9 protein-coding genes are annotated in these 14959 nt (G+C 36.6%); 8 read left to right on the top strand and 1 reads right to left on the bottom strand.

All coding sequences use genetic code 11. From position 1 onward, the window contains the following. Positions 1-20: 20 nt before the first annotated feature. The 8 genes from PZ892_RS02890 (at position 21) to PZ892_RS02855 (ending at position 13722) form a co-directional block, all read left to right on the top strand. Positions 21-1682 carry an FtsX-like permease family protein gene (locus tag PZ892_RS02890; RefSeq protein WP_277712057.1) on the top strand — a complete coding sequence of 554 codons (1662 nt, stop codon included), beginning with the start codon at positions 21-23 and terminating at the stop codon, positions 1680-1682. 331 nt (positions 1683-2013) lie between these two features. After that, a complete protein-coding gene (locus tag PZ892_RS02885) occupies positions 2014-3726 on the top strand; it encodes an ABC transporter permease (protein WP_277712056.1) in 1713 nt (570 codons plus the stop codon). Between the two features lie 306 nt (positions 3727-4032). Next, complete coding sequence (locus PZ892_RS02880; RefSeq protein WP_277712055.1) at positions 4033-4404, top strand: FtsX-like permease family protein; 372 nt, start codon at positions 4033-4035, stop codon at positions 4402-4404. Positions 4405-4520: 116 nt separating this feature from the next. Further along, positions 4521-6926, top strand: a complete 2406-nt coding sequence (locus tag PZ892_RS02875) for an ABC transporter permease (protein WP_182498079.1) — start codon at positions 4521-4523, stop codon at positions 6924-6926. Positions 6927-7027: 101 nt separating this feature from the next. Next, on the top strand, positions 7028-9421 hold the full coding sequence (locus PZ892_RS02870) for an FtsX-like permease family protein (RefSeq protein WP_182498078.1): 2394 nt from the start codon (positions 7028-7030) through the stop codon (positions 9419-9421). 170 nt (positions 9422-9591) lie between these two features. Beyond that, positions 9592-11988, top strand: a complete 2397-nt coding sequence (locus PZ892_RS02865; RefSeq protein WP_182498077.1) for an FtsX-like permease family protein — start codon at positions 9592-9594, stop codon at positions 11986-11988. A gap of 166 nt (positions 11989-12154) precedes the next feature. Beyond that, positions 12155-12814, top strand: coding sequence for an ABC transporter ATP-binding protein (locus PZ892_RS02860; protein ID WP_094255432.1), 660 nt, complete (start codon positions 12155-12157; stop codon positions 12812-12814). Between the two features lie 50 nt (positions 12815-12864). Continuing rightward, positions 12865-13722 (top strand): transglutaminase-like domain-containing protein, encoded by an 858-nt coding sequence (locus PZ892_RS02855; RefSeq protein ID WP_094280203.1) that lies wholly within the window; start codon positions 12865-12867, stop codon positions 13720-13722. A gap of 32 nt (positions 13723-13754) precedes the next feature. Here PZ892_RS02855 and PZ892_RS02850 read toward each other — a convergent pair whose 3' ends face one another. After that, positions 13755-14855, bottom strand: a complete 1101-nt coding sequence (locus tag PZ892_RS02850; RefSeq protein ID WP_182498076.1) for a hypothetical protein — start codon at positions 14853-14855, stop codon at positions 13755-13757. Positions 14856-14959 lie beyond the last annotated feature (104 nt).

The following is a 14959-nucleotide window of genomic DNA, read 5'->3' as shown; positions in this document are numbered from 1 at the left end:
CGGCAGTAGTACAGGCAGGAATGGCTGTCAATGAAGAAATTTGGAAGTCAGCGAAGATGACCTTACAACCCTTGAAGGATATCCACTTACATTCGAAAGGAATCCAAAATAATAAGATTGAAAATCAGAATCGAGGTGATGCTCAAATGGTTTATGTCTTTGCAGGAATAGCAGCTTTGATATTGATTATTGCCATTATCAATTTTATCAATCTTTCCACTGCAAATGCAAACACTCGGGCTAAGGAAGTTGGGGTAAGAAAAACGATTGGTTCAGACCGTAGTGCTTTGATCTGGCAATTTATTACAGAATCATTAATTTATTCTTTGATATCGATATTGCTTGCCATCGCAATTGCTTATCTGCTATTGCCAACTTTCAATGGAATAGCTGGCAAATCCTTAAATTTCCCGTGGAACAATTTATTCTTTATTCCTTCTCTCCTATTATTTGGAGGTTTTATTGGTGTAATTTCCGGCGTATATCCCGCATTATATCTTTCTTCCTTTAAACCAATTGCCGTATTGAAGGGAAAATTAAATTTAAAATCTGGCAATAACTGGTTCAGAAATGGATTGGTCGTGTTTCAATTTTCGACCTCTATTATCTTGATAATTGGGACATTAATTATCAGTCAACAGGTAAAATACATACTACATAAAGACCTAGGATTCAACAAAGAACAGGTTTTAGTATTACGAGGAACAGGGACTTTGGATGGTAAACAAAAGGCACTGAAGGAGGAATTGAAAGGTATATCTACAGTTGCTTCGGTGTCTGTTGGGGATTATTTACCCGTTATGTTGGATGGTGTAAGACGTAATGGCAACGCCTATTGGATTGATGGTAGGCAGAATGAGGATGTCGGCATTGGCGGGCAAAACTGGCTGGTCGATGAGGATTACCTTAAAACTTTCGGTATTAAACTTATTGAAGGCAGGAACTTTAATATGGAGATGCCAACCGACTCTAGCGCTGTAGTTGTCAACCAAAAAATGGTAAAGGAGCTCGGCATAACCAATCCCATCGGAGCCAAGATCCGGAATTTTGCAACCTTCACTATTATTGGTGTAGTTGAAGACTTTATTTTTGGCGATATGAAGGGGGATGCTGTAAAACCATTGGCTTTGATGGTTGGTGGAAGTCCCAACATGATTTCCATCAAGCTAAATACTAATAACCTTGAACAAACCCTTGCTGAAATCAATAAAATATGGAGCAGTTTTTCGCCAAATCAGAAAATTCAATATACATTCTTAGACGAGGGGTTTGAGAACCTATATGCCGACGTTCAGCGCACGCAAGCCATAGTTTCAACCTTTGCAGTTTTCGCCATATTTATTGCTTGCTTGGGATTGTTTGGATTAGCAGCTTTTGTAACCCAACAACGAACAAAAGAAATCGGTATCCGAAAAGTATTAGGCGCTAGCCTTCCAGGTATCATAAAATTGCTGTCTGCAGATTTTATTAAACTTGTTTTTGTTGCCATAATCATCGCTTCCCCAATTGCGTGGTGGGCAATGAACAACTGGCTACTTGACTTTAGTTATAGAATTGATATTAAGCCATGGGTGTTTTTTGTAGCTGGTGGTATGAGCTTGTTGATTGCCTTTAGCACGATCTGTTATCATGCATTAAGAATTGGAAGAATCAACCCTGTGAACAGCTTGAAGGATGAGTAATATTCAAGGGCAAACCCTTGAATAGATGTGAGATTTGAGTATTGAGATGTGAGATAGTGGAAAGGGAAATAGATGTGAGATGTGAGATTTGAGATTCGAGATAGTGGAAAGGTGAGAGAGGGTTGAGAGGATTGAGAGGTGAAATTTTAATTCATCGTTCAGTAGCGAACAAAAAGCGTTCGATATCGAACATTGTGTTTTTATGTATTAACCGTATACAACTGATTATCAATACAATACATTTATGGCAAATGTATTGTATTTTGATTTACTGAGTAAATGCTTCAATCATGAATGCATTTAATCAAAAGTCACAATAACCAATATTAGCATGAATAATTTAAAACTAGCCATCCGGAATATTCGAAAAAACAGGGGATTTTCGATTATCAATATTGCAAGTTTAGCCTTAGGAATAACCTGTTTTTTACTGTTGTTAGCCTATGTATATCATGAATTAAGTTATGACCGGTTTTTAGCTAATTCGGATCGGGTTTCCCTTGTTACCTCCTCTGTAAAGTCGCCCGAAGACGCTGATTACACCTATTGGCAAGTAACTCCTACCGCTGTTGCTCCAATTTTTGCGAAGGAATTTCCTGAAATTGAAAAAGCTGTGCGCATGTATACCTATAATAATGCGGCTTTAATTGAGAACGGTTCAGAATCCATTAAGGAATCAGGATTAAAGTATGTTGATGAAGATTTCTTCAAAGTATTAGACTACCAGGTAGTTTCAGGGAATACAAATTCGGCTTTATCAAATCCGAATGATATTGTATTGACGGAGAAATTGGCTAAGAAATATTTTGCCAATGGAAATCCTATCGGCAAAACCATAATGATTGACAAAAAGCCCTGGACTGTCACTGCTGTAATTGCTGATTTACCAACTTATACCGAGAATTATTTTTCAGCTTTATTGTCGAATAAAGGTTTATCACGGTATCAGGTGGAACCACAGTGGGGCTCTGCGAACGACATCACATTTGTCTTATTAAAGGAGCATGTTAACCAAATCGTATTGCAAGAAAAGATTGATGCTTTTATGAAGCAGCAATTAAAGGAGCAGTATGATGCGGGATATCAAATAAAAATAAACCTTGAGAACATTCAAACTGTGCATTTACATTCCAAAGCTGCAGGATCAGGGAACCTACTCTATCTTTATATTTTTGGTTTCTTGGCAGCTGCCTTGCTATTGATTTCAGCAGTAAACTTCACCAATCTTTCCCTATCGCATGCTACAGAAAGAGCGAAAGAAATTGCAGTGAGAAAGGTTATTGGAGCTCATAAAAATGGTATTTTCAATCAATTTATCATTGAGGGTGGATTAATGGTGGGCACTGCTCTAATCCTTGGGATTTTACTCGCTTGGTTATTATTACCAGTTTTTAGTGTTTATCTGGGGGTTCCCATGAAGCTTGAGATTTGGTCCAATCCTTATTTCTACCTTGCTGTATTTGTATTCTATATTGTATTAAATTTTATGGCATCAGGTTGGCCAGCATGGGTAATTGCACAATTCAAACCCATCAATGTAATCAAAGGCCAACTAAAGTCTAATAAAGCAAAGTTTCCTATTGCCAAAATATTAATCACTATCCAATATTGTATTTCCATTTTTCTAGTGATTTGTACCTTGTTTGCATATCGTCAAATGCAATTTATCCAAACTATGGATACAGGTTTGAATCGATCTCAAATTGTGGTATTGGATGGTGATGTGTTAAAAACAAAGGGCTTGGAGACGTTAAAGAATGAACTGAGAAATCAGCGATCGATCAAAGGAGTTTCCGCTTCTTACGATTCACCTGTCAATGTTCAAGGCGGTTATTCCTTGGAAACTTCTCAAGGGAAAAAGCCTAACTTCAGCATGGATATCACAGCATTACCAATTGAGAAAGATTTTCTAAGTGTTTTTGAGATTCCTATCCTTGCGGGTGAGGGATTGAATGAAACGGACATCATCAAAGCAAGAGATACTTCAGCTAACCGATCAGTAGGCATCATAATCAATAAAATGGCAGCAGAAAAGATTGGTTAGACTCCGGAGGAAGCAATCGGGAAAACAGTCAATATTAATGGACGTATTGGTCCGATCAAAGCCGTTGTAGACAACTTTAATTTTGCATCCTTAAAGGAGGAAGTTAGACCAGTCGCGCTCTTTCCGGAATACAGCTATTTTGGAAATGTATTTATAAAAATAAATGCTGGTGCGAATACGACTCAAGCTCTTCAAGATATTGAGTCAACATTCAGCAGAATACTACCTAATACTACTTTTAATTACCATTTTTTAGATGAGGACTATGCAGCGCTTTATAAACAAGAACAACAGACTACTAAAATCATGCAACTCTTTGCATTGGTAACTGTGGTAATTGCTTGTATTGGTCTTTTTGCAATTTCAGCATACGCCGCGCAACAAAGAATAAAGGAGATTGGCATACGCAAGGTTCTTGGTGCATCAGTGGGTAAATTGGTTACCCTGTTGACTTCTGACTTTTTAAAACTGGTGTTGCTAGCTTTTATCATTGCTATTCCTTTGGGGTATTGGGCAATGGATAAATGGCTTACAAACTTTGTCTATCATATTCAGATTGAATGGTGGATTTTCTTAGCTGCCGGATTGATTACCATGGTTATTTCTTTTATGACTATTGGCGGGCAAGCATTTAAAGCTGCAAGAGCTAATCCAGTGGATAGCTTGAGGGATGAGTGATTCAAGCGCTTTGCCCTTGAATAGATGTGAGATTTGAGATAGTGGAAAGGGAAATAGATGTGAGTATTAAGATGTGGGATTTGAGATATTAATTATTTTTTGATTTAGCATAGATTATGAAAAATTTAAATCTGATTATTAGAAAATTATGGAAGAATAAGTTATTTACCTTCCTAAATATTATTGGTCTGGCCATTGGGATCAGTGCCTGTTGGATTGTTTTCAGGCTTGTAAATTATGAATTGAGTTTTGACAAGAACCATGCTGAAAGAGAGAAAATATTTAAGGTTTATGGCGTATTCTATGAAGTAGAGTCAACTGACCGCTTTGATGGAGTGCCTGTTCCTTTAGCTAAATATATCAAAGAGAACCTTTCGAATGTTGAATTAACTGTTCCAGTGAATATGCGATATATTCCGAAAATCACGAACAGTGCTGAGTCGAAGGAGACCTTTAAGATAGAAGATCCTAAAAATATCATTGAGACCACGAGTGATTATTTTAAAATGGTTCCATATGAATGGTTGGCAGGAAACCCTGCTCACGCATTACAGGAACCTAATGAGGTGATCTTAACTTCTAGCAGAGCAAAACAGTATTTCCCAAATATAGATCCCAAAGAGGTTGTTGGAAAAACATTAATGTATGACACAACACTCTTTTCTGTTGCAGGGGTAGTGAAGGATCTGGAAAGTCCAAGTAGTTTTTTGGCGAAGGAATTCATCAAAGTAAATGAGAATAACTTTTACAATGATATGTGGCAGTCCTTTATGTCAAATTACACCCTGTTTGTTAAATTAAAATCAGTAGAAAGCAAGGATGCTTTTGTCAAGCAGGTTAGCGACAAAATCTATGAAATGACTAAAAAGGATTTTGACGAAATGAATTTTAAAGCAGGAGCAGGCGTGACTCCTTTAGCTGATGTTCATTTTGACAAAAGCCTCCAGAATAGCACCAATATTAAATTAGTTTACGGATTTATTGGAATAGGTATTTTTCTACTCTTATTAGCCACTATCAACTATATCAATCTAACTACTTCACAAGTACCATATCGCGCGAAAGAAATTGGCATTCGAAAGACATTGGGAGAACAGCCTTTTGATGTCACCAAATCCTTTTTTGTAGAAACATTCTTTATTACCACACTGGCCTTGCTCCTTTCATGGCCAATTACAAAAGTTTTTGAAAAAACTTTCCAATCATTTTTGCCTGAGAATTTGAATTCATTTTCAGATGTTATGGCAGTGTCTATTTTCCTTGTCGGTTTATTGGTTTTCATTACTGCCGTTTCGAGTATCTATCCTGCTTATCTGATTAACAAGGTTCAGATTTCTGAGGTAATCAAGATGAAAGGGATTGGCAAACTATCGCTAGGTAGTATTTCCATCAGAAAGGTTCTTATCGTATTTCAATTTGTTATTGCGCAATGTTTTGTTGTTACCACCTTTATTATTGGTATGCAAATGAAACATACCATGTCCTCGGACTTAGGTTTCAATCATCAGGCGTTAATAAACATTTCTTTACCATGGAAGGCTGACCAAAACGCTGATGTGGATCCGTTTGTCTTTAAGGAAGCATTACTTAAACATTCTCAGATTTCTGGAGCTGCACTAGGTCATTTACCATTATCACAAGACCATTGGGGGAATTTTGTTTCTTCTACTGCTGATACAGGAATTGTAAAAGTTAATGTTCCATTTAAATTTGTTGATAAGGATTATTATGATGTCTATGGCATAAAATTAATTGCAGGAAGAAATATGACCATCGCGGATACATCGACAGGCATAATACTTAATGAAATAGCCATTGAGAAACTTGGCTTCAAAAGTCCGGAAGAAGCGATTGGAAAGCCAGTTCAAGCCTATGATAGGGACCGCACCATTACCGGAGTTACTTCCAATTTCAACAGTAAGACTTTTCATACAGAGAAAAGTGGTGTTGCCATGCTGGCTTCAAATATAAGGGGACAACTTTTGCAAATCGGCATCAGACTTCATGATGATCCAAAGACTTGGAAATCTGCATTGGATATCGTGGAAAAAGAATGGAAGAATATTTACCCTAATGCTCCATTTGCTTTTAAATTCTATGATGAAAACATCCGTCAGATGTATGAAACAGATTATAAATTCTCTAAAATCATCAACCTCTCAACTGGGATAACCATTTTATTAAGCTGTCTGGGGTTAATTGGTTTGGTCACTATTTCAACGGCTCAACGCACTAAAGAAATAGGAATTAGAAAGGTTTTAGGAAGCTCTATTTCTGGAATAATTGGATTATTATCCAAAGACTACATTAAGTTGATTTTGATTTCCATCTTGATTGCTTCACCAATTGCTTGGTGGGCTTCCAATAAATGGTTGGACGATTTTGCTTATAAAATTGAAATTTCTTGGTGGATGTTTGTGATTCCTGCTATTGCAACCATATTAATAGCATTTATTACCATGAGCTACCAATCCTTGAAAGCCGCTAAAGCCAATCCGGTGGATAGCTTGAGGGATGAGTAATTCAAGGGCTTTGCCCTTGAATAGATATGAGATTTGAGTATTGAGATTTGAGAGAGCGGAAAGGCGAGGAAGTATTAAGGACTTATTTTATATTTAAAAAAATGAATACACTAAAAATAGCGGTTCGAAATATTCAAAAGAACGGCACGTATAGTTGGATAAATATTATAGGTTTAACGCTTGCATTTACCTTGTGTCTGCTGGTTTTTTCGGTAGTTATCGAGGAAAATTCTTTTGATAAAAGTTGGAAAAATTCTTCTCAAATTTATAGAATAACCACCTTGGATAGCACTGAAGGCTTAGAAAGCAGGATTCCCAGTGCTTATGCCAATCTTGCGAGCGAGTGGAAGAAAAACTTTCCTGAAGTTGAATCTGAAAGCGCCATCATTTCTGGCAAGGTTTATTTGAATACTGAAGGTTCGAACAGTGAGCCTTTCGAGGCTCCAGCATTAAGGGCTGATGCAAATATTTTTGACCTTTTAGATCTCAAGGTTCTTGAGGGAAAACCTGTACCCATCATTGAAGGAAAGAAAAACCTAGTGATTAGCAAGTCTTTCAAGGAGCAATACTTTAAAGATCAGGAGGTAATCGGAAAAGTTGTATTCAATGCAAACCCTTTTAGTTCTAAAAAGGAAGAGTTTGTAATAACTGCAGTAATCGATGATTTACCCTCGAACTCCATCTTTAGAACCTCCGCTATTGAATTGGGACCAAAAAATCCAATGGAATTGAGTAAAGATGGCTATGGTTTCTATATGGAACAATATATTTTGTTGAAAAAAGGCACGGATGTTTCTCAATTTTCAATAAAAGCCAACCAGTGGTACACTAATTTTCTAAACGACTCCAAAAAAAACAAACTTAGCTACCAACTTCAACCGCTGCAGGAAATTTATATGGAACCACTCGGCATGACAGAAATCAGTGGTAATAAAAAGAATAGTTTGATATTTCAAGGGATAGCAATCCTGGTACTTGTGATATCATGTATTAATTTCATAAACCTTTATGCAATTCGGACGATCAGAAAGGTGAAAGCCATCAATCTTTTTAAGATTATGGGAGCAAGCAAAAGTCAATTGATAAAAGGTTTATTAACAGAAACCAGCATACTTTTCATGATATCCTTTGTACTGAGTTCCATACTCTATTTATTGGGATTATCGCCGTTGGAGAAGTTTTTGAATACTGATCTTTCCTATATCAAAAGCTTAACCCCCATTATTCTGGCTCTATCATTTGCAGGTTGTTTGGTATTGAGCCTTGTCATTGGGCTTTACCCTGCTTGGATAGTTTCGAATGTTAAGTCTGCTGATGCCTTAAAGAATAAAATATCAAAATCCAGTTTTTCAGAGGTATTTACAAAAAGGACGTTGATCGTATTACAGTTTTGCATTTCCCTGATTGTAATAATTGGTTTAATAACTATTAAATCTCAATTGAATTTAATTCAATCAACTCCAAGGGGATTGAACACCGAAAATTTACTTAGTATTAAAACCTTTCGTTTTGGAGCTGGTCCTGAGGTAATCAAAAATGAATTGTCTAGAATTCCGGGTGTGGAAAAGACTAGTATAACCAGTTGGACTCCAAATATTGGTTCTGGATACATGGCCAGATCTATTAAGGATATCCATAACCCTGGCAAGGAAATTCAGGTAAGTTTTATTACCGGAGATACCGATTTAATTTCATTACTAGATATACGCTTAACCAAAGGTCGATATTTAAGACCCTCTGATTATGAAGGCTACAGTGATCTAGCGAAAGAAGGTCAGGATCCGATTCGAAATGCCTTAATTACTGAAAGCACTGCAAATAGGCTGGGAATTACTGAATTAGGAAAGCTGAATGAAGATTTAGGAATCATTCCAGTTGGGATAATTGCTGATTTTCATAGTGAATCTTTCCATAAGAAACAAGTGCCTACCGTCATTACGGCGATTCAATTGAATTCATGGGGGAATGTTTTGATCAAGATCAAGGAAGGTCAAGAAAAGGCTAGTTTAACGGCTATAGACAATGTTTTAAAAAGCCACTTCCCAGATCGTTTAATCAACTATGAATGGGTAGATGAAGTGGTTGCCAAATCATATGCAAAGGAAACACAACAAGCTCAACTTTTCACTTTCTTTTCATTTCTTGCGCTGTTTATTTCTGCGTTAGGAGTAACGGGATTAATTTATCAAAGTGTTGAACAGCGGAATAAAGAAATCGGAATCCGCAAAGTCTTGGGAGCAACCATTTATAGAATATCGAGTTTATTTTCGAAAGAATATGTTTTGATGTCTATTTTGGCGATTATGATTTCTGGTCCGATTGCCTGGTACCTCTGTAATTTATGGCTGGAGGACTTTGCCTATAAAATTGATGTTCAATGGTGGTTTTTTATTCTAGCAGGATTAATCGTACTCGTAGTTACCCTCATAACGGTCAATATCCAAACAATAAGAGCAGCATTGACAAATCCTGTGGATAGCTTGCGGGATGAGTAATTTAATGGCTCTCCTAAATGACCGTTCAATTCCGTACGAAAACTGTTCGATATCGAACAGGAGATTTTGTAATTCGGCTAACATCATAGTGAAAATCAATCCATTATATTTATGGCAAGGCGATTGTAAAATATTATTTAGAGAACTTTAGTAATAATTTAGGAATCGATATGATGAAGCATGATATTAAAATCGCATGGCGAAATCTTTGGAAGAATAAGGTGTTTTCATTTTTGAATATCCTTGGTCTAACACTCGGGTTCGCTGGGTTTATATTATCCTATCAATATATCAATCGGGAAACCAGCTATGATAAATGGAATCCAAATTATGATCGCATTTATCAAGTTGGTCTGGAAGCCAACGGAGATTACAGTGTTGATATGCTTCCTTCATTTGCACAAACGCTGAAAGATAATTTCCCGGAAATAGAATATGCTGGGAGAAAGGTTGATTTTACATGGGGAAAATATCCTTTATTTGGGGAATCAACCGTCTATATAAAAAAAGTATTAGCAATAGACTCTTCCCTGGCAAGGATATTTCAATTCGAAAATAAGAACGGTCCATTGTACAAAAATGCGGAGCAGAATGAAGCGAATCTAATAAAAGAGCCAATTGCAAAATTGCTTTTTAAGGAATATAAAGATTTTAGTGAGCCCAAGAAAGTTCCAGCACTTAGTCTTGCCATGGGAGTTCATGACACGTTCTATGGGTTAGTTCAAGAAAGAGAGCTTTCCATTATCGATGGAGACGTTCTTTTTATCCGAAAAATAGAAACGGAGGAAGAAGGAAATCCTTATCTAGCTCAAACCTTTATCCAAGTGAAAAAGGGTACTGATATCGAGCAATTAACCAGTAAAATAAATGACCTATTTACCAGCAAATTTTCCAAGAAGGAAAGGATTCAAAGTTCTGCTTTTGCTAAGGGTAAGGTCTATTTAGATCCGCTTCAAAACCTATACTTACAACCAAAAGCGGGTAGCAATACGAATTACTTGATTGTTTGGATTCTAGGTGTCCTATCGGTTATTATTTTAGTTCTTGCTTGTGCAAATTTCGCCAATATGATGATGGCGAAGGCGAATCAAAGACTTAAAGAATTAGCCATAAAGAAAATCCTTGGAAGTTCGAGATTTGCCCTAATTAGACAATTACTTTTGGAAGTATTCATCTTAACTAGCTTTTCGGCAATCTTATCTTTTTTTATGATATTCATTGCTGGTAATGCCCTACAAAAATGGTTTAATGATGATTTACTGAAGTATATGCTGAACTATGAAACAGTTGGTCAGTTATTGGTTGGTATTTTAGTTTGCACCTTGATTTCAGGGATTTATCCGGCGATTTCATTATCAGGATTTAATTCGGTAAAACTTTTAAAAGGAAATAACTTGTCATTTGGCATGAATAACCGCCTTCGAAATTCCTTGATGATAGCGCAATTTATTATTGCCATTATCTTTGTAACTGGGATGTTTGTTGTGCGACAGCAAGTCAATTTTATGAGAGAAACCGATAAAGGTTTTGAACCATCTCAGGTTATCAATTTTATTGGGGTTGCGATGTATTACGACAATAAATTGGATGGATCTTTTTATGACTTCAAGCAGCGATTGCTGCAAGACCCAAGTATAGAATCTGTGGCTAGGGCTACAAATATCCCTGGTTCAAGAGAATTGCCAGCCCAATTTCAATTCAATAATAACAATGAAAAACATGATCTAGATCATGTAGGTATTGATCCTGAATTTTTTCAAACCTTAAACATGAATTTCTTGGTCGGTGGTGACAATATATCCATGAGCAAATTAGTTTCAGATTCCAGTAAACATTATGCTGTGATTAATGAAGCTGCCGCAAAAGCCTGGAGTATGGAGAATCCTATAGGAGCTACTATTCAGGGCTGTGATGCTAATTTTGAAATTATCGGTGTAGTAAAAAATAGTATTGCCTATGGATTTGAAAATAAGGTGAATCCAACCATTTATTCCTATAAAGATGAATGTGCAAAAGGAAGATTTAAATCAGCATTGATCGTAAAAACTGCAATAGGAAAAACCGAAGCGGCAATTCAAACCGTAAAACAGGAGTGGCTGAAGAATCCCGCTGCGGAAGCATTGCCTTTGGATTATGAATTTATGGATCAAAGCTATGCCAGCTTGCAAAAGAAACAAATAGAATTGCAAAAGGCATTCAATGGTTTCACATTAATAGCAGTTATTGTTGCTTGTTTAGGTTTATTTAGCATGTCTGCTTACCAAGTATCTATAAAGAGGAAAGAAATGAGCATTCGGAAGGTCTTGGGAGCTTCTGTTCACTCTATATTTTACCAACTCAATAAACCATTCTTAATAATATTCATAATTGGGACTGTAATAGCAGTACCAATTGCTTACCTTTTAATCGGATCTTGGTTGAACAATTTTGCCTATCATATAGAAATAAAATTCTGGTATTTTGGTCTTGCAGTTCTTAGCTTATTATTGATAATATTTATTACTGTTAGCTGCCAATCATTTAAGGCATCAAATGAAAATCCAGTGAAAAGCTTGAGAGATGAATGAATCAAGGGCTGTTCCCTTGAATGGATTTGAGAATTGAGATATGAGATTTGAGATATTAACCTGATTGGAAAGGATAAGATGATTTAAGACGTTCATGTGGAGCAGGAAAGGTCTAAATACTAAATACTTAATACTAAATACTTAATACTAAATACTATAAAAAAACATGATTAAACTAGAGCACATATTCAAATGGTACAGTGTCGGAGGTGCCAAGAACTTTATATTAAAGGACATCAATTTAGAGATCAATGAAGGGGATTTTGTATCCATTATGGGGCCTTCAGGTTCTGGGAAGTCTACCCTATTGAATGTAATTGGGATGTTGGATGAACCGGATGAGGGGAGTTACACTTTTATGGGTGAAGATGTGCTGAATATGAAAGCAAAAAAGCGTTCTCAGTTGTTTCAATCACATATAGGCTATGTTTTCCAGTCTTATCATTTGATTGATGAATTGACCGTTTACGAAAATATTGAAACCCCATTGATCTATAAAAATTTATCTTCATCAGAACGTAAGAGCATTGTATCGGATATGTTGGACCGTTTTAATATTGTAGGGAAGAAAGATTTATTTCCTGCGCAATTATCAGGTGGCCAGCAACAGGTAGTCGGAATTGCCAGAGCATTGGCGGGTTCACCGCGATTACTATTGGCCGACGAACCTACTGGAAACCTGAATTCCAAGCAAGGCGAAGAAATTATGGAACTTTTCAAACAACTGAATGATGAAGGGATGACCATTATACAAGTAACTCACTCTGAGAAGAATGCAGAATACGGTAAGTCGATCCTGAATATGTTGGATGGTCAGTTAAAATAACAATATTGTGAAGGATTTTTGGGATTGCCTTTTATTTCGTAAATTTCATTGTGAATGAAAAAGAAATTAAGGCACTCATCTATCTTTTGGATGATCCCGACCGGGAGATTTTTCAAGAAATAGAGCACAAATTAATCACCTGTGGGCCTGAGGTAATCCCTTTGTTGGAACACTCGTGGGAATCTTCTTTTGACCCGCTTTCCCAAAGTCGGATTGAGAATATCATTCATAGAATTCAGTACGATCAAGTCAAAAATGACCTACAACTCTGGAAACTCAATAATTCGGAGGATCTGCTGGAAGGTCTACTCATCATCAATCGGTATCAATACCCGAATCTTCATGAAGAACAAGTTTATTATCAATTAGCGGAGATTCGTCGGAATGCCTGGTATCATTTGATGTATGATATGAGCCCGGTGGAAAAGGTAAAGCTGTTGAACAATATTCTGTTCAGGGAATTTGGTCTCTCGGGGAATACTTCCAATTATCATGATCCTCAAAATTCATTTATCCATAAGGTTCTTGAAACCAAGAAAGGGAATCCTATTAGCTTAGCTTGCATCTATGCATTGGTAGCACAAAAACTAGATATTCCGATCTATGGTGTGAACTTGCCCAAACATTTTGTACTGGCTTATGTAGATGGTGAAAATCATGATAAGGTTGAGTTTTATATCAATGTGTTCAATAGAGGGCAAATTATGCGTGAGGAGGATATTTATGCCTTCCTGAGACAACTTAATCTACCATTATCGGACAACTATACCCTGCCTTGTGATAATATCTCCATTATTAAGCGGGTTTTAAGGAATTTGATTGCTGCCTACGAGCATGTAGACAATGCGGAAAAGAGGCTTGAGGTTGAAACTCTACTGGCTTTAATTGAAGAAGACGAGATTCAATAACCTCGTCTTCCTATTCGATACTATTATATCTTTTAATTCCTTGCGTCTAAGGATATGCCCTCTGGGGTAGAAAAATCCGCTCGTCCAGCTTGCTTATACTGATAAGTCGCATTTGGAGCCACATTTCCATTATCTGTTTTTAAGAAACGATAAACGGCTTTGGAATTTCGGTCAGCAACATAAATATATTTACTGTCTTTTCTGAAATCCAGTTCTACATCCACTGGCTGTTTTAATCCAGTCAGCGCACCTGTGATGATTCGGGTAGGTGTGATAGTACCAGTGGCTTGACTGATTTTAGCATAGTCATCAAAAATCAAAACCCGTCCTTGATAAGTAACATTACTTCCAGAACCAGTTTGAAGAAAATCTGTCAAAGCCATCATATTATTAACAGTGTCTACAGACATCCCCCGAATATTACCTTGGGTACCAGAAACAGACAACACTTTTGAAGGCGGTACAGAATTTATGGTAGAATCTCGGCTAATAATCAACCCATCATAGATCTCCACTCCCCCATTTGCACCAGATTTACTTACCACTAAGCCACTTTTTACAATAGTCACATCCCATGGATCAATATCATTTTGGAATTGAAATTTCTGTCCAGGTTTTCTGAATTCTTCCAATCCTCTTGGTCTGTCAAAGGCATAAAACATAGGATTAGTTCCTCCATTATCAATTGCATATAATTTATCCAAACTAGGATGAAATACTAAGCCACGAACAGATTGTAATACAGATTGACGAATTTGTCCTCTATCATTACTCAAGGCACCTGTCTCCCCAATTGAGAGTTTATAAATAAATGTATCTACGACTGTAGTGTTAAATGATGCTTGAAAAATCTTTTGTGCACTAGGGTTGAAATAGATGGTTCTACCACCTCTAGCACCTGATAAAAATGGGCTTGCACCAACACTCATTTCTGCTGCTGTCGTATCCGAATAAGGTAACAAGACTATATTATTAAATCTAGTAGAACCTAGATTCTCATTAAAATCAGAATAGGATATATAAAGTCGGGAAATATTATTGCTGGTATGAGGTTCATCATCGTCTTTTTCACAGGAATAAAACCCTATCACTGTGGCGATTGCGAGGAGAACAAATAGGTACCTTAGTTTCATAAAACAAATAATTTATTACAAATGTATAAAATTATCGTTTGTCGTAGGCTACCTAAGCGTTTAAGATTGTTAAAGTTGGTTAAATTGAAGGATTTGTGTAAAAT

This window comes from Sphingobacterium sp. WM, assembly GCF_029542465.1.
Lineage (GTDB): Bacteria > Bacteroidota > Bacteroidia > Sphingobacteriales > Sphingobacteriaceae > Sphingobacterium > Sphingobacterium cellulitidis.
This window is presented reverse-complemented; position numbering and strand designations above follow the sequence as displayed.

Bases quoted from the DNA above. Each gene is read 5' to 3' on its own strand.
- PZ892_RS02890 (WP_277712057.1), top strand. From the start codon at position 21: ATGGCTGTCAATGAAGAAATTTGGAAGTCAGCGAAGATGACCTTACAA.
- PZ892_RS02885 (WP_277712056.1), top strand. From the start codon at position 2,014: ATGAATAATTTAAAACTAGCCATCCGGAATATTCGAAAAAACAGGGGA.
- PZ892_RS02880 (WP_277712055.1), top strand. From the start codon at position 4,033: ATGCAACTCTTTGCATTGGTAACTGTGGTAATTGCTTGTATTGGTCTT.
- PZ892_RS02875 (WP_182498079.1), top strand. From the start codon at position 4,521: ATGAAAAATTTAAATCTGATTATTAGAAAATTATGGAAGAATAAGTTA.
- PZ892_RS02870 (WP_182498078.1), top strand. From the start codon at position 7,028: ATGAATACACTAAAAATAGCGGTTCGAAATATTCAAAAGAACGGCACG.
- PZ892_RS02865 (WP_182498077.1), top strand. From the start codon at position 9,592: ATGATGAAGCATGATATTAAAATCGCATGGCGAAATCTTTGGAAGAAT.
- PZ892_RS02860 (WP_094255432.1), top strand. From the start codon at position 12,155: ATGATTAAACTAGAGCACATATTCAAATGGTACAGTGTCGGAGGTGCC.
- PZ892_RS02850 (WP_182498076.1), bottom strand. From the start codon at position 14,855: ATGAAACTAAGGTACCTATTTGTTCTCCTCGCAATCGCCACAGTGATA.